Genomic DNA, 21,508 nt, shown 5'->3' on the forward strand with positions numbered 1-21,508 from the left:
GACTTCTTTGATTTTCATGTATAATACAATCAACTGAATATTATAAAGGTTCTTTACTTAAGTAAAGTGAAAAGGGAAATCGGTGTAATTCCGATGCGGTCCCGCCACTGTAAGTGTGAGTTTTTTCAATCTGCGCCACTGAAAATTTCGGGAAGGCTTGAAAAAGCGTAGAAGCACGAGCCAGGAGACCTGCCTTTATAGAAAACACGTTGTAGCCTACGAGGATAGGATGGTGGATTTTGTATATGTATATTGTGCAAATTTGACCCCCTCATTTTTTTATGATGAGGGGTATTTGTTTTGTAAGCTGAATATCGATAAATTTGAAAAAGAGGGCGATAACCCCACAATGTTAGGTGATAAACCTAAAATGTTGGGTAATAACCCCTACAATGTTGTGCGGAAACTCACGGTGTAGGCGATAAATCCACAATGTTGGGTGATAAACTCAAAAAGTTGGGCGATAACCCGCAGCGTTAAGAGAGATAAACCCAATGTTGCGCGACAACTCCACAACCTTAAACGATAAAAACCCAAAATGTGTCGATCAATCAGAAAAACAAGTCGTTAAATACTTTATGCACAGATAGACTAAGGGGGATTCACATGAAGAAATTTTGGAAAATAGGATTATCAGCATTTTTAGCTGTTAGCTTGCTTGCAGCATGCAACACAAAAGAGGCGACAAATGACAAGCCGTCATCTGCTGAGCAGCAAGAGACATCAAAAGTAGATCAAGCAACATTCCCAATAAAGATAACGGATGCTACTGGCAAAGACATTACGCTAGAAGCACCCCCTGAGAAAATAGTCTCTCTTATTCCGAGTAACACTGAAATTTTATTTGGTCTTGGCTTAAATGATGAAATAGTGGGTGTATCAGATAATGACGATTATCCAGCAGAGGCTACTAAAAAAGATAAGGTTGGCGGTACAGATTATAATATTGAACAAATTATTGCGTTAACGCCAGATATCGTTTTTGCACATGCATCGGGTATGAGTTTTTCAAAAGGAGCAATTGAACAGCTTGAGGCTGCAGGTGTGAAAGTATTTGTTGTAGCGGATGCTAAAAACTTTAATGAGACTTACATGACGATTGAACAGCTTGGTCGTGCAACAGGAAAACTAGAAGAAGCTAAGAAAATTGTCACAAATATGAAGGCAAAAGTTAAAGAAGTTGAAACAAAACTTGAGGGTGTTGAGCCAAAGAAAGTCTTTGTAGAATCGTCGGATGAGCCACAGATTTATACAGCTGGTAAAGGTACATTTATGAATGAAATGCTAGAAATGATTCATGCTGAAAATGTGGCAGCAGATGTAAATGATGACTGGTATCCAATTGATGCTGAACAAATTATCGCGAAAAATCCAGATGTCATTGTTGTGGCATATAATTATGTACCGAATATTTTAAAGAAAATTCCACAACGTCCAGGCTTTGAGACAATTACTGCCGTAAAAAATAAAGCGATTGTACAAGTGGATAAAAGTACGACAAGTCGTCAAGGTCCACGATTAGCAGATGGTCTTGAGGAAATAGCAAAGGCTGTTTACCCAGAGGCGTTTAAATGAGTAAAACAATTGTAGCCTATGTAACAGCAATTACGCTTTTAATCATTAGCATCTGGTGTGGTGTAGCGATAGGCTCAGTTCATATTCCATTAGAAGTATTTTGGAATAAGGCAGCCGATGAAACAGCTGCCAATATTTTATGGAAGATTCGTTTACCTCGAGTGATGCTAGCAGGGCTTGTTGGGGCATCACTTGCTATTGCAGGGGCAGCTTTTCAAGGCCTATTAAAAAATCCTTTGGCTGATCCTTATACGTTAGGTGTTTCCTCTGGTGCATCAGTGGGCGCAGTGATGACGATTTTCTTTAGTGTTTCATTACCTGTCATCGGTCATTTTACATTGCCAACCTTTAGTATGATAGGTGCCATATTAACGATGGTAGCTGTTATGGGCTTTGCTAGAATAGTAGACCGTTTACTAAAAATGGAAACTCTTATTTTAACAGGGGTAATATTTAGTTCATTTTTAGGTTCCTTGATTTCATTAATGATTGCATTATCTGGTGAGGAGCTACGCCAAGTAATCGGATGGTTGCTTGGGTCAGTATCGATGCGTGGTTGGCCTTACGTTCAGATGATCATTCCGTTTGTCATTATTGGCTCCATTATGCTTTGGACACAAAGACGTGAGTTAAATGTTCTGTTATACGGTGAAGAACGTGCGAAGCATTTAGGTGTCAATGTTAAGCGTAGTAAATATATTATTTTAGTAGGTGGATCCATGCTGACAGGAGCAGCGGTAGCTGTTTCCGGAACGATTGGCTTTGTTGGTTTAGTTGTTCCTCATATGACGAGAATGGTTTGGGGTTCAGATCATCGTCATTTATTGCCATTATCATTTTTAAATGGGGCAACTTTGCTAATTATTTGTGATTTAATAGCAAGAACAATTATTATGCCAAGAGAATTGCCGATAGGTGTCATTACTGCATTTATTGGGGCGCCCGTTTTTTCCTATATTTTTTATAAACAACGTAGAGGCAAGGGGGTACGGGCATGATTGTTGTTGAACATCTTTCCGGTGGTTATGAAGACGTACCGATCGTCCACGATATAAGTTTTTCCGTTGAAAAAGGTAAAATACTAGGGATTTTAGGGCCGAATGGTAGTGGGAAATCCACACTGTTAAAAGTAATAAGTGGCATACTACCAGCAACAGCAGGCACTGTATTAATTGATGATAAAAATAGTAGCTCTTACACTGCTCGTGCATTAGCAAAGAAGATGGCAGTGTTGCCACAATTACATGCTAATGCCTTTTCAAACAGTGTAAGGGAGGCTGTATCGCTTGGACGTTATCCACATCAAACTGGCTTCTTTTCAAGCTGGTCTGATCGTGATGAACAAGCAGTGCAACATGCAATGCTGCAAACAGGTGTGAAACGCTATGAACAGACATCGATGGAATTTTTGTCGGGCGGTGAACAGCAAAGGGTTTTTGTCGCCCAGGCTCTTGCACAAACAGCGGAAATATTGCTGCTAGATGAGCCGACCAACCATCTAGATATTGCGCATCAACGTCAAATTTTAGATATGGTACGAAAGGAAGCAATAGAATGTGGTTTGACCGTTATTATGGTACTGCATGATATGAATTTAGCTTCTCTTTACTGTGATGAATTATTACTAATGGAGGAAGGGCGGATGCGGGCATTTGGGGAGCCACATGAAGTATTAATCGCTTCGCAAATCGAGGACGTTTATCATGCACGAGTGGCAACTTATGCACATCCAGAAATGCCAAAGCCTCAAATTACAATGATGCCAGCCTCCGTTGAACATCAGCAACGTGCTGTCATTAAAAAAGAAAATTTCACTGTTACAGATCATTTCATTCAGCTTCAATCAGAGTTTCCTTTAAAAACGGTGTCCTCAGCTGTCCATAATCCAGGTATCGGTTGGTATGATTGTCTGTTAAATCGCTCTGTACCAATAGATTATGTGATTAATGATGTAAAGAGAGAGGTCGCAGAATTTTTACAAAAGGAGCACTTTTCATCTACAAGTACAGTCGTTATGCTAACAGCTGTGCCAACAAATCTTGTCGCTATTAATGAATTTCCAGCTTCCTTTGGTAGCGTTCTTGTAGTTGTTACGGCTGGGGTTGGTAATGCTGTTGATGTATCTCGTGCACATGAAAGACAAGATGAACCATATATTGGTACTATAAATACGTGGGTCATCGTGAATGGCTGTTTATCAGAAGAAGCGTTTTTCCAAGCAATGATGACGGCTAATGAGGCGAAAACAAAGGCATTGCAATCAGAGAATATTCGTGATGAGCTTAGTGGTACGATTGCAACAGGTACTGCTACAGATAGTTTATTGATTGCAGCGACACAAAAAGGGGAAGAAATGCTGTACGGCGGTCCCATTACTGATGTAGGTAAGATCATCGGTAAAGGCGTTTTTGAAACGACTGTACAGGCAATAAGAAATTATCTTCATTCAGTAAATGACTCTCACCGTTGAAGGTGGTGAGATGATTGCTAATGTGGTTCCTTATAATGGGTGTCCAAACACCTACTGAATGAAGATAAGCCTCCGGCGGATGTCACGGATTTTGAATTGTGCTTGCACAATTCAAAATCCGGACGCAATTACGCCAAGGCGAAATTGATAAAAAACAATTCTAGGAGATGAGAGAAATGAAGCTGTACACGAAAACAGGCGATACAGGGAAAACAAGTCTTATCGGTGGACGCGTTGACAAAGATAGCTTACGCGTAGAGACATATGGGGCCATCGATGAATTAAATTCTTTTATCGGCAAGGCTATTAGTGAATTAGATCGTGAGCTATTCAAAGATATTCTAATTGATTTAGAAACGATTCAGCATGAGCTTTTTGATGCAGGTGGTGACCTTGCTAATGTTATGAAGGAGCGTCATTATAAGCTTACAGAGCAACCGATTGAAGTGTTGGAATCGCGTATTGATGCATTGTCAGATGAAGCACCACCGTTACAACGCTTTATTCTACCAGGCGGTGCACCAGCAGCTGCAACTTTACACATTGCTCGCACAGTAGCACGTCGAGCAGAGCGTCAAATGGTAACGCTTATGAAGGAAATCGAAGATGTACCGACAATTGTACAAAAATATTTAAACCGTCTATCTGACTATTTATTTGCGGTTGCACGTGTTGTGAATTTCCGATTGAATGTTGCGGATATTGAATATATTCGAAGCGGCAATGTCTTTAAAAAATAACTAACTAAAGTTGTGGTTATTGTGATGAATTCATTTTTCAATGAGTACTTAGAAGATTTATCGGAACAATTTTAGCTTTTATCAGAATAATTTCAGTTTTTATCAACTAAGGGCGACCTCTCGGGGATTAGTCACAGATGAGACCGCGATTAGGGGAACGAAAGGCTATAGGCATCACGCGCACTTGAAAAGTCGATTTGTCATCAAAAACATGATGCAAATCGACTTTTTTAATATCTAAAAACAATCAAAAGACGGATTTATAATATAAGTGAATAAATCTCTTTAGTGGTTAATAGCCCGCTTTGAAAATAGGGTGGCTTTTTTTCTTGTAAAATGTAAGAATATAAAATTATCAGAAATATTTCCGTTTTATGTTGACTGAATGCTCACTCATTTATTAGAATAGGAATATAATGATTGAACTAGCAAATTTACTACAAAGAGAGAAACTTACGACAAACTAAAGGGGGGACCAACCATGAGTCCATTAGTAATTGCAAACATTGTTCTAACAGTCGTGGTTGTGCTTTATGCAGTAGGGTTATTTTTCTATCTGTTAAAAACACGCTATAAGTTTGTGCAATTGGGGAAAAAGGTTGAGTTTGATGAAAGTGTTCAAGAACGAATTCGTTATCTTATGGTCAATGTACTTGGCCAAAATAAGCTATTAAAAGATCCGAAGAGTGGTTTAATTCACGTTATGTTCTTCTATGGATTTTTGATGGTGCAGCTAGGTGCCATTGATTTAATTTGGAAGGGGTTAGCACCTGGATCACATTTGCCGCTTGGCATTTTCTATAGTGTGTTTACATTTTTCCAAGAGCTTGTAGTATTAATGATTTTAGTGGCGGTTGTGTGGGCATTCTACCGTCGTTATGTAGAAAAGCTAGTACGTCTAAAACGAGGCTGGAAAAATGGGCTTGTGTTAATATTCATTGGCGGGTTAATGGTATCCACATTGCTTGCAAATGGTATGGGACTAATTTGGCATGGTGAAGAACTAACTTATACAGAGCCAGTTGCTTCTGGCATTGCTGCTATTTTTAGCTTCTTACCAGCATCAGCAGCGGCAGTTGTTTTCTATGTAATGTGGTGGGCGCACTTATTAATTCTATTAACATTCTTAGTGTATGTACCACAATCGAAGCACTTCCACTTAATTGTGAGTCCAATCAATGTGTACATGAATCGTTTAGATCGTACAGGTACTTTAACACCAATCGATTTCGAAGCATTAGAAAATGCTGAAGATGAAGAGGATATTCCAGCAATTGGTGTTGGACGTATTCAAGACTTCACACAAAAACAAATGCTAGATTTATATTCTTGTGTAGAGTGCGGACGCTGTACAAATATGTGCCCAGCGTCAGGGACAGGGAAAATGCTATCACCGATGGATTTAATCGTGAAGCTACGTGATCATTTAACATTTACTGGTGCTGTTGAGACTAAGCAAAAGCCTTGGGTACCTTATCAATTCTTTGCTAAAACAAAGGGGAATCAGTTAGCGATGGCAGCTGGTGCTGAGGGGGCAGTTATTGAAGATATTTACAGCCCTTCTTTAATCGGCGAAGTCATTACAGAAGAAGAGATTTGGGCATGTACAACTTGCCGTAACTGTGAAGATCAATGTCCTGTTATGAATGAGCACGTCGATAAAATTATTGATTTACGTCGTTACTTAACAATGACTGAAGGAAAAGTAAACCCTGATGCACAACGCGCGATGACAAATATCGAACGTCAAGGCAATCCTTGGGGCTTAAACCGTAAAGAAAAAGAAAATTGGCGTGACCTAGATCCAACAATTCATATTCCAACAGTGAAAGAGCTGAAAAAATCAGGCGAAGAAATGGAATATTTATTCTGGGTAGGTTCAATGGGGGCGTTTGATAACCGCTCACAAAAAATTGCCTTAGCATTCTGTCGTCTATTAAATGAGGCGGGCGTGAAGTTTGCGATTTTAGGAAATAAAGAGAAAAACTCTGGGGACACTCCTCGTCGTTTAGGAAATGAGTTTTTATTCCAAGAGCTGGCGACAGCGAATATTGATGAATTTGAGAAAAATGACGTGAAGAAAATCGTTACAATTGACCCTCATGCTTACAATATCTTTAAAAATGAATACCAAGACTTTGGCTGGAAGGGTGAGGTCTACCACCATACAGAACTATTGAATCAATTGATTGATGAAAATCGTCTAGCGTTAAATTACGAAGTTCATGAAACGATTGTGTTCCACGATTCTTGTTATTTAGGTCGTTATAACGATGTTTATGATGCACCACGTGAGATTTTACGAGGTATTCCAGGTATTAAGCTTGTGGAAATGGAGCGTAATCGTGAAGAAGCAATGTGCTGTGGCGCAGGTGGCGGCTTAATGTGGATGGAAGAGCATGTCGGCAACCGAATTAACGTAGCAAGAACAGAGCAAGCTTTAGCAACGAATGCTTCAGTTATTTCTTCTGGATGTCCTTATTGCTTAACGATGCTTGAGGATGGTACGAAGGCAAAAGAGGTTGAGGATACAATCGGTACATTCGATGTTGCAGAACTATTGGAGCGTTCAGTATTTTGTGAAAAAGTGAAAGCTGTCGAAGAGTCTGTTGAAGAAGCAGCGGATGTAATGGTTGAAGAAGTAGTAGCTTCTGTGGATAGTGTCGAACAAAACGAGAAAGTAGAGACTAGCGCAGAAAAATGATGGTTATTGCAGAGATATTTTAGTTATCTGAAAAATATAAATTGCACAATAAATAATTGTTTTGTAGAATAAGATTAAATGGAAATGGGAGTTGTACTTAAAACTCCCATTTTTCATCGATAGAGGTCGAGCGAGCGTTCAGTCAACGTTGATGCTCTTATACTTCTTCTAGAACGTAAAACAAAAGGGGTGTTTTACTTGAATAGAGCAGTAATTTTAGCAGGAGCAAGAACTGCATTTGGTAAGTTTGGAGGTTCACTATCAGCATTAAGCGCCAGTGATTTAGGCGCGATCGCCATAAAAGGGGCACTTGAGAAAGCGAATATTTCGCCTGATGAAGTGGATGAAGTAATTTTAGGCTCCGTTTTACAAGGGGGACAGGGCCAAATTCCTTCAAGGCAGGCTGCGATCAAAGCAAGCTTACCAATAGCAGTGAAAACAGAAACGATTAACAAGGTTTGTGCGTCAGGGATGCGTGCTGTAACACTAGCGGATCAGCTAATTCGATTAGGGGACGAAGAAGTAATAATCGCTGGTGGTATGGAATCTATGTCCAATGCACCGTATTATCTACAAAATGGTCGAACAGGCTTACGCATGGGCGATTCAACAATGGTAGATGGCATGCTATATGATGGCTTAACATGTGCTTTCGATAAGACAAGGCCGCATATGGGAAGCTACGGTAATGTAACGGCCAAAGAATATTCGTTAAGCCGTGAGGAGCAGGATGCTTGGTCTGTTCGCAGTCATGAACGTGCACTTGCAGCAATTGAAAAAGGTTACTTTGCTGAAGAAATCGTACCTGTGGAAATTCCACAACGTAGGGGAGAGCCGCTTCATGTCGATACGGACGAGGCACCAAGAGCTGGTACGTCAATAGAAGTACTTGCAAAACTCAAGCCAGCCTTTGATAAGGATGGAACGATTACAGCAGGTAATGCACCTGGCGTTAACGATGGTGCATGTGCCTTAGTAGTAATGAGTGAGGAACGTGCAGCGCGTGAAGGAAGAGAGCCGCTGGCGGTGATTATCGGCCATGAAGAGCTTGCGATTGAACCAGAGAACTTCCCGCAAACACCAGGGCTTGTCATTAACCAATTACTTAAAAAGATGGGGAAATCATTAGCTGACATTGATTTGATTGAAATCAATGAAGCATTTGCAGCAGTAGCTCTTGTCAGCAAGCAGCTGGCGGATTTAGATGCTGAAAAGGTCAATGTTAACGGTGGTGCAGTTGCGTTAGGTCATCCAATCGGAGCATCTGGAGCACGCATTATTTTAACACTTGCTCATGAACTAAAACGTCGTGGCGGTGGTATCGGAATTGCTGCTATCTGCTCAGGTGGAGGGCAAGGCGATGCGATTATGATTGAAGTACCGAAAACAGGGGGACACGAATGATGGGAATTCAAAAAGTAATGGTTATTGGTGCAGGGCAAATGGGCTCTGGCATTGCACAAGTTTGTGCACAAGCTGGCTATGATGTAAAACTGAACGACATGAAACAAGAATTTTTCGAACGCGGTTTAGGAGTCATTACGAAAAACCTAACACGTGATGTCGAAAAGGGGCGTAAAACTGAGGATGAGAAGGCAGCCATTTTAGGTCGTATTAATATGTCACTAGATTTACAGGATGCTAGTGATGTAGATATTATCATCGAGGCTGCTGTGGAGAATATGGAAGTGAAGCAATCCATCTTTAAGCAAATTGATCAGATTGCACCGGCACACGCCATTTTAGCTACGAATACATCATCTTTACCAATTACGGAAATTGCAGCTGTTACGAATCGTCCAGAGCAAGTGATTGGTATGCACTTTATGAATCCTGTACCTGTTATGAAGCTTGTAGAAATTATTCGAGGGTTAGCTACTAGTGATGAAGTCTACAAAGCAGTTGAAGACATGACAGTAAAACTATCGAAAACGCCAGTGGAAGTAAATGACTTCCCAGGTTTTATTTCGAATCGTATTTTATTACCAATGATTAATGAAGCGATTTACGCATTGTATGAAGGTGTAGCGTCGAAAGAAGCCATTGACGATGTAATGAAGCTCGGCATGAATCATCCGATGGGACCGTTAACATTGGCAGATTTTATTGGCCTTGATACATGTCTATCCATTATGGAGATTTTACATGAGGGCTTAGGTGATAGTAAATATAGACCTTGTCCATTGCTTCGTAAGTATGTGGCAGCAGGATGGCTAGGTAAAAAATCTGGAAGAGGCTTTTACGTTTATGAATAATCCTATGGGGATGGGACGATTCAAATGAAATGAAATGCAACGGGACAACGTACAGGGGTGACATTATAGATGCATTTACAATTTACAGATGAACAAATAATGATGCGTGATATGGTTCGTGATTTTGCTCAGGATAAAATTGAACCGTGGGTAGAACGTATGGAAGCAGGAGAGTTTCCACGTGAACTCCTTGCGCAAATGGGAGAATTAGGTTTAATGGGGATTACAACGCCTGAGGAATTAGGCGGCTCAGCGATGGATTTCACATCGTACATAATTGCAATCAATGAACTATCAAAGGTTAGCGCAGTAATGGGTGTTATTTTATCCGTGCATACTTCGGTTGGAACAAACCCTATCATTTATTTCGGCAACGATGAACAGAAGAAACGCTATGTTCCAAGGCTTGCCGCGGGTGAATATTTAGGGGCATTTTGTTTAACAGAGTCTAGCGCTGGTTCTGACGCTGGCTCTTTACAATCCAAAGCGGTGCGAGATGGTGATGAATATGTCATCAACGGCTCCAAGGTGTTTATTACAAACGGTGGAGAAGCAGATGTTTATATTGTCTTTGCTTCAACGAACCCTGCTGAAAAAACACGTGGTATTTCAGCATTTATTGTTGAAAAAGGAACACCAGGCTTAATCATAGGTAAAGATGAACATAAAATGGGCTTACACGGCTCACGTACAGTTCAACTAACATTCGACAACTGTCGCATTCCAGCCGCAAACCTTCTTGGGGAGGAAGGGGAAGGCTTTAAAATTGCAATGGCTAACTTAGACGTTGGACGTATTGGAATCGCAGCTCAATCTCTAGGCATTGCCGAAGCGGCGCTAGAGGCAGCTACTGCGTATGCAAAAGAACGTGTCCAATTTGGAAAGCCTATTGCAGTGCAACAAGGGGTTGGCTTCAAGCTTGCTGATATGGCAACTGCCGTAGAGTCAGCAAAGTTACTAGTCTTTCGAGCAGCAGATTTACGCACAAAAGGGTTGCCATGCGGAGCCGAGGCCTCGATGGCGAAACTTTTTGCCTCTCGTACAGCCGTGCAAACAGCGATAGACGCTATACAAATTTTTGGTGGCTATGGCTATACAAAAGACTATCCTGTAGAACGTTATTTCCGAGATGCAAAGGTGACAGAAATATACGAAGGTACAAGCGAAATTCAAAAGCTAGTCATTAGTAAACATTTACTTAAATAAAGTCTGATGTTATTGCGAAGTTGATTTTTCAAGGATGGTTGGCGATTGCACAGGGAAGACCGTTAATCCCGAGAAATATCATCACATATAGAAATCAACAAAACTGAGTCTAACGAAAAAGGGGAAATGGACAATGAACTTTCAATTAACAGAAGAGCATGAGCAATTACGTGAAATGATTCGTGATTTTGCTATCAATGAAGTAGCACCAACAGCAGCTGAACGTGACGAGAACGAAGAGTTTGACCGTGCAATTTTCGATAAAATGGCAGAGCTAGGCTTAACGGGTATTCCATGGCCAGAAGAATACGGCGGTGCAGGCTTTGATTATCTTGCATATGTCATTGCGGTAGAAGAATTATCACGTGTATGTGCTTCAACAGGGGTAACTTTATCAGCACATACTTCACTTGCGGGTTGGCCGATCTTTAAATTCGGTAATGAAGAACAAAAACAAAAATACCTTCGTCCAATGGCAGAAGGTAAACATATCGGTGCATACGGCTTAACGGAGCCAGGATCAGGTTCGGATGCTGGTGGCATGAAAACATATGCAAAACGTGATGGCGATGATTATATTATAAACGGCTCGAAAATCTTCATTACGAACGGTGGAGTAGCAGATACATATGTTGTATTTGCGGTAACAGATCCAGAAGCTAAACATGGCACATCTGCTTTTATCGTTGAAGCAGGCTTTGAAGGCTTCTCGGTAGGAAAGAAGGAGAAAAAGCTAGGTATTCGTTCATCTCCTACAACTGAAATTATTTTTGATAACTGTCGCGTTCCGAAAGAAAACCTGCTTGGAGCTGAGGGAGAAGGCTTCAAAATTGCGATGACAACACTAGATGGAGGACGTAATGGTATTGCCGCACAAGCTCTAGGTATTGCCCAAGGCGCATTGGATGCAGCGGTTGAATACGGTAAAGAGCGTGTGCAATTTGGTAAGCCGATTACTGCCAACCAAGGTGTATCCTTTAAGCTTGCAGATATGGCAACTCAAATTGAAGCATCTCGACTGCTTACATACCAAGCGGCTTGGTTAGAATCAAATGGTCTACCTTATGGTAAGGCGTCAGCAATGGCAAAATTAATGGCTGGGGATACGGCGATGAGTGTAACGACTGAGGCGGTTCAAGTTTTTGGTGGATATGGTTATACGAAGGATTATCCAGTTGAACGCTTCATGCGTGATGCAAAAATTACACAAATTTACGAAGGTACACAAGAGATTCAACGACTTGTTATCTCTCGTATGTTGACAAAGTAACGTATGACAGAAAAAGATAAAAGACCCCAAGTACAGTCAACAGTAAAAGATGAAAATCTCATCGCCATTCGTCGAGAACAGATGATAGAGGGAGCCATTAGATTATTTAAAGAAAAAGGGTTTCACCGTGCCACAACGAGAGAAATTGCAAAAGCTGCAGGCTTTAGTATCGGAACATTATATGAATATATTCGGACGAAGGAAGACGTCCTTTACCTTGTATGTGATAGTATTTATCACCATGCGATGGGGCGACTTTCAAGTTTTGAGATTAAGGCAGGAACGATTGAAGAGCTAAAGGAAATGATTCGAGAGTATTTCTTGCAAATTGATAGTTTGGTTGATGAGCTGACAATCATGTACCAGGAAACTAAATCGCTGTCGAAAGAAGCACAACGCTATGTATTTAGTAAAGAGTTTGAAATGGTTGCTACTTTTGAGCGATTACTAAAACGCTGTGTGCAGTCAGGTGAAATAACGATGACAGATAAACAAATTCACTTAGCAGCAAATAATTTAGTCGTTTCTGGACAAAGTTGGGCATTCCGTAAATGGGCGCTCCATCGTCAGCACTCGATTGACGAATTTATTGAAATGCAAATAACACTGTTCATTTCAGGCATAAAGGGGTTCTAATAAGTTCTGTAAAGGGGTTGTCGGTAATTGCATAGAGCGACATTGCAATTACCGATTTTTTTTATGATTAGAAAGCTGTTTCATTACACAAAGGGTTAATTGATTAAGGGGAGAAAGTGGGGATTTCATATGACAAAGGTAGAAGTATATCGTCCAAAAAATCACGTACGTTTTGTTACAGCATCAAGTCTATTTGATGGACATGATGCTTCGGTTAACATTATACGACGTATTTTACAATCGAGCGGTGTAGAGGTAATCCATTTAGGACATAACCGCTCCGTGGAAGAAGTCGTAAATGCTGCGATCCAAGAGGATGCGCAAGGTATTGCGGTATCATCTTATCAAGGCGGACATATGGAATACTTTAAATATATGTATGATTTGCTGCGTGAAAAAGGGGCGCCACATATTAAAATTTATGGTGGTGGCGGTGGTGTTATTTTACCGCGTGAAATTAAAGAGCTACATGCTTACGGGATTGCTGGGATTTTCTCACCAGAGGATGGGCGTGTTTTAGGATTACAAGGGATGATTAATGAGAAAATTAAAGGAACTGATTTCCCGACTGCTATAGGTAGCTATCAAGAAAAGCTGGATGCTCTATCGACAGAAACACCTGAAATTTTAGCAAACTTATTAACTGCGGCTGAGTCGAATGATGATGAAGAAACGAAAAAGATGCTAGCGGAAGCTCGCAAACGCTCAAAAGGAACGCCTGTAATAGGTATTACTGGAACAGGTGGTGCAGGTAAATCTTCCTTAACAGATGAATTAATTCGTCGTTTCTTGAAAGAGTTTCCGGATAAGCGCGTAGCTATTCTGTCTGTCGATCCGACAAAGCAAAAGACAGGCGGCGCTTTACTTGGTGACCGAATTCGTATGAATGCGATTTTCAATAATCGCGTATATATGCGTAGTTTAGCAACTCGTGGATCTCGTACAGAGCTTACTGCTTCCATTGGGGACGTGCTAGATGTAACGCGTGTAGCGGGCTATGATTTAATCATCGTTGAAACAAGTGGTATTGGTCAGGGTGACGCGGAAATTACAAAATACACTGATCTATCTATGTATGTAATGACAAGTGAATTTGGTGCGCCTACACAGCTTGAGAAAATTGACATGATTGATTTTGCGGATGTGATTGCCATCAATAAATTTGAACGCAAAGGCTCTGAGGATGCACTACGTCAAGTGCAGAAGCAATATCAACGTTCACGAGAGCTTTGGGATGAATCACTGGATAATATGCCTGTGTACGGTACGATTGCTAGTCAATTTAATGACAAAGGAACGAATGCTTTATTTGCTGCATTAGTAAATATCATTAATACGAAGACAGGTAGTCATTGGGAGACGGGCTATGAGCAATTTGCGAAAACGCAAAAGCAAGATGTGATTATTCCAAACGACCGTCGTTATTATTTACGAGAACTCACGGACACTGTGCGTGGCTATCATAAAAAATCAGAGCAACAGGTGGAATTTGCTCGCCGTCTATTCCAATTAGAGGGATCTATTGAAACGATTAAGGAAAAGGCGCCAAATGATGCATTAATCGCATCTCTTACTTCTTTAGCGGAAGGTGTTAGAGATGAATTAACGGCTGAATCTAAACGTATTTTAGATAATTGGCATGCTTTAAAAGAAGCGTATGCTGGAGATGAATTAGTAACGAAAGTTCGAGATAAGGAAATTCGAACAATTTTAAAGACAATGAGTTTATCTGGTACGAAAATTCCTAAAGTTGCCTTGCCGAAATTCGTAGATTATGGTGAAATTTTACGCTGGGTTTATAAAGAAAATGTACCTGGTGAATTCCCATATACAGCTGGGGTATTCCAATTTAAACGTGAAGGGGAAGATCCGAAGCGACAATTTGCTGGCGAAGGAACGCCTGAGCGTACGAATAAACGATTCCATTATTTATCGAAGGATGATGATGCGAAACGTTTATCAACAGCATTTGATTCGGTAACGCTATATGGTGAAGATCCAGATTACCGACCTGATATTTATGGGAAGGTTGGAGAGTCGGGTGTTTCTATTTGTACGTTAGAGGATATGAAAAAGCTATATGCAGGCTTTGATTTATGTGCACCATCAACTTCTGTATCGATGACAATTAACGGTCCAGCACCGGTTATTTTGGCAATGTTCATGAATACGGCTATTGATCAGCAAGTGAAACTACGTGAGAAAGAACTGGGTCGACCTTTAACAGTTGAAGAATTTACGGAGACGCGCGAGAAAACATTACAGGTTGTACGCGGAACCGTGCAAGCAGATATTTTAAAGGAAGATCAAGGGCAAAATACATGTATATTCTCAACAGAGTTTGCGTTACGTATGATGGGAGATATTCAGCAATACTTTATCGATCATAAAGTTCGTAATTATTATTCTGTATCTATTTCTGGTTACCATATTGCTGAAGCTGGTGCGAACCCAATTTCACAGTTGGCCTTTACATTAGCAAATGGCTTTACGTATGTAGAATATTATTTAAGTCGAGGAATGAATATTGACGACTTTGCGCCAAATCTATCATTCTTCTTCTCTAATGGACTTGATCCAGAGTACACAGTTATTGGACGCGTAGCTCGCCGTATTTGGGCAATTGTTATGCGTGATAAGTACGGCGCCAATGAACGAGCGCAAAAATTAAAATATCATATTCAAACATCTGGACGTAGTTTGCATGCGCAGGAGATTGACTTTAATGATATCCGCACAACGTTACAAGCGTTAATGGCATTACAGGATAACTGTAATTCATTGCATACGAATGCATATGATGAGGCTATTACAACGCCTACGGAAGAATCTGTACGTCGTGCGATGGCTATTCAAATGATTATTACGAAGGAACATGGCTTAGCAAAAAACGAAAACCCATTACAAGGAGCGTTTATCGTAGAAGAGTTAACAGATCTTGTAGAAGAAGCGGTACTAGAAGAGTTTGATCGTATCAATGATCGTGGTGGCGTACTAGGTGCAATGGAAACACAATATCAACGTGGTAAGATTCAAGAGGAATCTATGCACTACGAGATGCTAAAGCATTCAGGTGAGTTACCAATCATTGGTGTAAACACATACTTAAATCCGAATCCGCCTTCTGAAGATGAAATTAACAATATGGAAATTGCGCGTGCATCGACGGAAGAAAAAGAGACGCAAATTCGTAATTTACAAGCCTTCTGGAAGCAACATGAAGGCGAGAACGCAGCGGCACTTGCCCGATTACAACAAGTAGCTGTAAACAACGGTAATATTTTCGCGGAGCTTATGGAAACCGTAAAAGTCGCTAGCTTAGGGCAAATCACGAATGCTTTATACGAGGTAGGCGGACAATATCGTCGTAATATGTAATGATCGTTAACGTTTATTCTATTTTGTACAAAATGTTTGTATAGTTTTAAGTGCCTAGTCTTAGGATTAGGCACTTCTTTTTATTTCCGTTATAATAGAAATGTAAAAAAAAGGGGAGACGCAATAGATGATGAAATCGGCTATTAACTACATCATTATTTTAGCTTTGGTGGTAGGAGTTATTTTCCTGTATGATAAGCAAATTGGCGCTGTTCCTTTACTATTATTATCTGTCTATTTGTTTTACTTGGGGATAAAAAAGATGCGTGATATAAAAAACAGTAATTGAAGCTAGCAATGAGGATAATACTTTGTATATAATGGGTATTATGCTTATGATGGGAAGTTACTTTTGTGCGGCCTTTTTTTGCTGCGCTCCGAAAATAAAGCTATATAAATTTTAAAACGTCCAATGTGATGAGAGAAAGGAAGTGCACGAATGAATTTTCGTGAAATGACAAAAGAACAATTAGCGGAAGAATCGTTAATTAACTTAGCTTATGCAATTTTAAATGAAAAACGTGCCTCAGTGTCTTATAACGACTTATTAACAATAATGCAAGAGCTTGTGGGCTATAGTGATGAAGAAATAAAAGCTCGCCTACTACAATTTTACACTGATTTAAATGTAGATGGCCGCTTCTTATTTAATCAAGAAACAGGCTGGGGCTTACGTGAATGGTATAAAGTTGAACAGATTGAAGAAGAAACAGCTCCATCTGTTAAAACGCATAAGAAAAAATCTAAAGCAGCCCTTGAGGATGAAGAAGATTTAGAAGAAGATTTAGAAGAAGAAGATATTGACTTTGATGAAGATTATGAAGAATTCGTTGAAGAAGATCTAGACGAAGATGAAGAAGACGAAGCAGATGATAAAGAAGATATCGACTTTGATGAAGATGATTTAGAGGACATTGATGAAGAAATCGATGAGGACTTTGTCGATGAAGATGAAGATGAAGATGAATTTGAAGAAGAGGAAGAAGCCTAAGATAATTACTCTTTGAAATTTTCTTTCTTTTATCCTTGTAGTAAAAAATCTTGACTTCTATCACGGTTACGTTTAGTCTTTTACTTGGGCTCCTTATTAAAGGAGAAAGACCGTGTATGTAATACGCTCCCCCTGCAAACCTATGCAGGAGGAGCGTTTTTTTTATTTTTTAACTTTATTCAATCAAGTTCTCCCATGTTTATAATGACGGAATGAATAGTAAGGCGCTAAATTATTCATGATGTATAGTAAGCGGTGATTGAATATATGTTAAAACTTTTTAAAAGGAAAGTAGAAAAGAGATAGAAACGATTACAGCTTCGAATCGACTACATATTTGTAGGCATTCTCGGCTTTTCTTATTTTAGGGATGAGAAATATTTATTTTCTTAGCCTGTCAAAACATTGGCATCAATGCTTAGAATCAGCATGTGGCGTGAATGTACTTTTCTTACTAGCAATTTCTAGTACAACATAAGGAGGAATTTTTTCATGACAAAGTATATTTTTGTAACAGGTGGGGTTGTGTCTTCACTTGGAAAAGGGATTGTAGCAGCATCTCTAGGTCGTTTATTAAAAAATCGCGGATTAGAAGTGACGATTCAAAAATTTGACCCATATATCAATATTGACCCAGGTACAATGAGTCCTTATCAACATGGTGAGGTATTCGTAACAGATGATGGCGCAGAAGCTGACTTAGACTTAGGTCACTACGAACGTTTCATTGATATTAACCTAGGAAAACATTCTACAGTGACATCAGGTCGTGTTTATCAGTCTGTATTACAAAAAGAACGCCGTGGCGATTACAACGGTGGAACAGTACAAGTAATTCCTCACATTACAAATGAAATCAAAGATCGTATTCAACGCGCTGGTCGCGAAACTAACGCAGACGTAGTTATTACAGAAGTAGGCGGAACAGTTGGGGATATTGAATCATTACCATTCCTTGAAGCAATTCGCCAAATGAAAACGAACTTAGGCCATAACAACGTAATGTACGTTCATTGTACGCTTATCCCTTACATTAAAGCTGCAGGTGAGCTTAAAACAAAACCAACTCAGCATTCTGTAAAAGAATTACGTTCTTTAGGTATTCAACCAAATATTATCGTTGTACGCACAGAGCAAGAAGTGCCACAAGATATGAAAGAAAAACTAGCTTTATTCTGTGATGTACAGCCACACGAAATTATTGAATCTCGTGATGCAGAGCATTTATATGAAGTACCTTTAAACCTTCATGCACAAGATATTGATGATATCGTACTTGACCATTTTGGCATTGAAGCACCAGAAGCGGATATGGAAGAATGGCGCGAACTTGTAGCAAAAGTGAAGAGCTTACCAAATAAACGAAAAGTAGCATTAGTAGGTAAATATGTAGAACTACAAGATGCTTACATTTCTGTTGTAGAGGCATTAAAACATGCAGGCTATGCATTTAATTCTGATATTGAGATTGACTGGATTAATGCGGAGCATGTAGAGGCTGACAATGTTGCTACGCTTTTAAAAGGTGCTGACGCTATTTTAGTTCCAGGTGGTTTCGGCGATCGTGGAGTTGAAGGTAAAATTTTAGCGACACAATATGCTCGCGAAAATAATGTACCATTCTTAGGTATTTGCTTAGGTATGCAACTAGCAACAGTAGAATTTGCTCGTAACGTACTTGGTTTACAAGGCGCGCATTCTACAGAGCTAGATTCACAAACGCAATACCCAATTATTGACTTCTTACCAGATCAAAACGACAGTGTAGACATCGGTGGTACATTACGTTTAGGTTTATATCCATGTAAATTAAAAGAAGGCTCAAAGGCAAGCCAAGCGTATGGTCAAGAGCTTGTTTATGAGCGTCACCGTCATCGTTATGAATTTAACAATGAATATCGTGAAGCGATGGAAGCAGAAGGTCTTGTCTTCTCAGGTACAAGCCCTGACGGTAAATTAGTGGAAATTATCGAGTTACCAGAAAATAATTTCTTCGTAGCATGCCAATTCCACCCAGAATTAGTATCACGTCCAAACCGTCCACAGCCATTGTTCCGTGATTTTATCGGAGCAACATTTAAATAATACAAAAAAGAGTTGTCTCACTTGCTGAGACAACTCTTTTTTTAGCTCTTCGGCAAAACGAGGAGTTGATTTCCGTTCCGGCTGGGCGCTTTCCTGGGGGCGTCCGATGAGCCGCTTCACTCGCATCGCTCGCTCCAGGGTCTCATCTGTGACGCTAATCCCCAAGGAGTCGCCCAGCCTCCACTCCAATCAACACTTCACATTGTATGTCTCTTCTGCTGGCAAGGCACTTTAATATATTAAATTAAACTTCAGCAATAATGTTTATTCTGTGCGACAGCAACAGCAGTTTTAAATCGAATCACTGTTATAAGTCTTTTCCGTTTGATTATAGTTAGTAGCATTAGAGTTCACTTTTGAAATGCAAAAATTTTAAAGCTTTTGTTGATTTGTGTTAAAGGCTACTTGATACTTGCCGACAGGAAAGCTAATAGCATAGAACGGAAATCATCCTTATTTAAAACGCCACAATATTTAAAAGAATTCCTTGACCATTTTGTTTTTCAACATTAATAAAAAGAGTTGTCTCTAACACTGAGACAACTCTTTTTATAGATTCCTTTATAGCTCTTCGTCATCAAGACCAAGCATTTCATCATACGCAATTTTTACGGCTTCATAAACAAAAAGGGCAGCAATAGCGTGTGGCACAACTATGCGATCTCCTAAATCGTTTGGTAATAAACCACCTCGCATGCGTGTCGAAATATACGTATACGCTAAATCTGCTAGTGGATTTTCGGCATTAGCTACTTCGCTAGCAACGGCTGCAAATGGAATAAACTGATTATTTAATTGCTGTGCTAATGCTAATGCATCCTCATCGTGTACGTTACGTGTAAAAATGCATACACGATCCGCTTCTGTGATCATTGTATCTTTTGTCCAAGGGACTAACTTCGTAAAACGTTCCACAGCTTGAAATGCATTTAATTCGACAACTTGCATTTCGCCAAAGCATGCGAAATAGACATTACCTTCACTAATACCCGCCTGTGCAAGTAATCGCGCTGTTTCTTCAATTGCTTCCTCTTCATTTTGTGTTATTCTTTGTAATAATCCACTTAGTTGTGTTGTTAATATTTTTGACATGGTCCCACCTCAATCAATATTATAGGTTTGAAAAGAGCATAAAGCAAAAGTAGATAATTTATAATAATAGAAGGTATTAATAGGTTAAAGGAGAATATTACATAATAGAGAGAATTTTACGTAAAAATAATAACTAAAAAAAGGGCGGAATGAAATGTGAAACGAGTACTAATTGTCGATGATCAACCAGGAATTCGTTTACTTTTAAATGAAGTGTTGAAAAAAGAAGGTTACGGTACATATTTAGCTGCAAATGGTATGGAAGCACTGAAGTATGCTGCGGAAGAGGAAATAGATTGTGTCCTGCTAGACATGAAAATCCCGGGAATGGATGGCATAGAAATTTTAAAGCACTTAAAAGAGCGATGGCCACAACTTCCGGTTTTCATGATGACAGCATATGGTGAATTGGACGTTGTACAGGAGGCATTAGATTTAGGAGCCATTCGATATTTTACTAAGCCTTTTGATATTTTTGAAGTGCGTGATGAGGTTAATAAAATAGTAAACGTTTAGATGAACAGGCAGTGGTCAACACCGCCTGTTTTTCTTGGTTATTATAGAGGTTTTCTACCATTTTACTATTATTTTGCTTCCACAATAAATGACTCATCACCATAACGAGGGGGTGATTTCCGTCCGACTGTGCGCTTTGTTGCTGTCGCTTCGCTTTCGCACAGTTAAAACAGTTGTTGCTGTCGCTTTGCTTTCGCACAGAGCAAAGCTTCCAAAGAGCGTCCGATGAGCTTCTTTTATTTTTCTGCAGTGCAGCGTAATGATAGCAACAAAAATCTTTAATGAGCTGCAGTTTTAAGGTTTATCGAGAAATTTTGATTGTTTATCGACCAACTTTATCGATTTATCGACCAAATTTTTTATTTATCACCCAAATTTTTTATTTTATCGACCAACTTTCGAAAAATATCGACATCTACCTTCTTGGAACACAATCTGACCTTACTAGGGCTTTGAACCTTCGTTTCGTTGCACTGCACGCTGCCGCTTCGCTTTCGCGTAACCTTCGTTCCGTTAACACTGCACTACGGTTGGCACTGCCGCTCCGTTGCGCTTCGCTTTCGCGTAGAAAATAACAGCCCCCGCTTTTC

At 39.8% G+C, this 21,508-nt stretch carries 16 protein-coding genes and 1 riboswitch; of the genes, 15 read left to right on the plus strand and 1 reads right to left on the minus strand.

The genetic code is table 11. The features are described from left to right. Nucleotides 1-29 precede the first annotated feature (29 nt). Nucleotides 30-211, plus strand: a riboswitch (cobalamin riboswitch). A 395-nt stretch (nt 212-606) separates the two neighbouring features. The 14 genes from ACQKN4_RS00420 (at nt 607) to ACQKN4_RS00485 (ending at nt 19,310) form a co-directional block, all read left to right on the plus strand. Further along, a complete protein-coding gene (locus tag ACQKN4_RS00420) occupies nt 607-1,575 on the plus strand; it encodes an ABC transporter substrate-binding protein (RefSeq protein WP_427481637.1) in 969 nt (322 codons plus the stop codon). Continuing rightward, the gene (locus ACQKN4_RS00425; RefSeq protein ID WP_427481638.1) at nt 1,572-2,573 is read left to right on the plus strand and encodes a FecCD family ABC transporter permease; all 1,002 of its coding nucleotides are present in this window, start codon (nt 1,572-1,574) and stop codon (nt 2,571-2,573) included. Before ACQKN4_RS00420 ends, ACQKN4_RS00425 begins: the two co-directional genes overlap by 4 nt. Beyond that, entirely contained in the window at nt 2,570-4,045 is a 1,476-nt protein-coding gene (locus ACQKN4_RS00430; protein WP_427481640.1) for an adenosylcobinamide amidohydrolase, read from the plus strand. The genes ACQKN4_RS00425 and ACQKN4_RS00430 overlap by 4 nt, the downstream gene beginning before the upstream one ends. Before the next feature lie 176 nt (nt 4,046-4,221). After that, the gene (locus ACQKN4_RS00435; protein WP_079559371.1) at nt 4,222-4,785 is read left to right on the plus strand and encodes a cob(I)yrinic acid a,c-diamide adenosyltransferase; all 564 of its coding nucleotides are present in this window, start codon (nt 4,222-4,224) and stop codon (nt 4,783-4,785) included. Between the two features lie 481 nt (nt 4,786-5,266). Then, entirely contained in the window at nt 5,267-7,489 is a 2,223-nt protein-coding gene (locus ACQKN4_RS00440; RefSeq protein ID WP_427481642.1) for a heterodisulfide reductase-related iron-sulfur binding cluster, read from the plus strand. A 198-nt stretch (nt 7,490-7,687) separates the two neighbouring features. After that, nucleotides 7,688-8,893 (plus strand): acetyl-CoA C-acetyltransferase, encoded by a 1,206-nt coding sequence (locus ACQKN4_RS00445; protein ID WP_427481644.1) that lies wholly within the window; start codon nt 7,688-7,690, stop codon nt 8,891-8,893. Next, on the plus strand, nt 8,893-9,744 hold the full coding sequence (locus tag ACQKN4_RS00450) for a 3-hydroxybutyryl-CoA dehydrogenase (protein ID WP_079559374.1): 852 nt from the start codon (nt 8,893-8,895) through the stop codon (nt 9,742-9,744). Before ACQKN4_RS00445 ends, ACQKN4_RS00450 begins: the two co-directional genes overlap by 1 nt. 69 nt (nt 9,745-9,813) lie before the next feature. Continuing rightward, nucleotides 9,814-10,950, plus strand: coding sequence for an acyl-CoA dehydrogenase (locus ACQKN4_RS00455; protein WP_427481646.1), 1,137 nt, complete (start codon nt 9,814-9,816; stop codon nt 10,948-10,950). A gap of 133 nt (nt 10,951-11,083) precedes the next feature. Continuing rightward, nucleotides 11,084-12,220, plus strand: coding sequence for an acyl-CoA dehydrogenase (locus tag ACQKN4_RS00460; protein WP_079559376.1), 1,137 nt, complete (start codon nt 11,084-11,086; stop codon nt 12,218-12,220). Between the two features lie 3 nt (nt 12,221-12,223). Next, complete coding sequence (locus ACQKN4_RS00465; protein ID WP_079559377.1) at nt 12,224-12,856, plus strand: TetR/AcrR family transcriptional regulator; 633 nt, start codon at nt 12,224-12,226, stop codon at nt 12,854-12,856. A gap of 129 nt (nt 12,857-12,985) precedes the next feature. After that, on the plus strand, nt 12,986-16,234 hold the full coding sequence (icmF, locus tag ACQKN4_RS00470) for a fused isobutyryl-CoA mutase/GTPase IcmF (protein ID WP_079559378.1): 3,249 nt from the start codon (nt 12,986-12,988) through the stop codon (nt 16,232-16,234). Nucleotides 16,235-16,361: 127 nt separating this feature from the next. Then, on the plus strand, nt 16,362-16,523 hold the full coding sequence (locus ACQKN4_RS00475) for a hypothetical protein (RefSeq protein WP_170938864.1): 162 nt from the start codon (nt 16,362-16,364) through the stop codon (nt 16,521-16,523). 150 nt (nt 16,524-16,673) lie between these two features. Then, complete coding sequence (rpoE, locus tag ACQKN4_RS00480; protein ID WP_427481649.1) at nt 16,674-17,225, plus strand: DNA-directed RNA polymerase subunit delta; 552 nt, start codon at nt 16,674-16,676, stop codon at nt 17,223-17,225. Nucleotides 17,226-17,717: 492 nt separating this feature from the next. Further along, nucleotides 17,718-19,310, plus strand: coding sequence for a CTP synthase (locus ACQKN4_RS00485; RefSeq protein ID WP_079559380.1), 1,593 nt, complete (start codon nt 17,718-17,720; stop codon nt 19,308-19,310). A gap of 561 nt (nt 19,311-19,871) precedes the next feature. Here the strand turns inward: ACQKN4_RS00485 and ACQKN4_RS00490 are convergent. Beyond that, the gene (locus ACQKN4_RS00490) at nt 19,872-20,402 is read right to left on the minus strand and encodes a DUF2529 family protein (RefSeq protein ID WP_427481652.1); all 531 of its coding nucleotides are present in this window, start codon (nt 20,400-20,402) and stop codon (nt 19,872-19,874) included. A gap of 156 nt (nt 20,403-20,558) precedes the next feature. Here ACQKN4_RS00490 and ACQKN4_RS00495 point away from each other — a divergent pair, with 156 nt between their 5' ends. Further along, nucleotides 20,559-20,918 (plus strand): response regulator, encoded by a 360-nt coding sequence (locus ACQKN4_RS00495; RefSeq protein WP_427481653.1) that lies wholly within the window; start codon nt 20,559-20,561, stop codon nt 20,916-20,918. Nucleotides 20,919-21,508: the final 590 nt, after the last annotated feature.

The organism is Lysinibacillus sp. NPDC093692 (genome assembly GCF_050280125.1).
Taxonomy (GTDB): domain Bacteria; phylum Bacillota; class Bacilli; order Bacillales_A; family Planococcaceae; genus Lysinibacillus.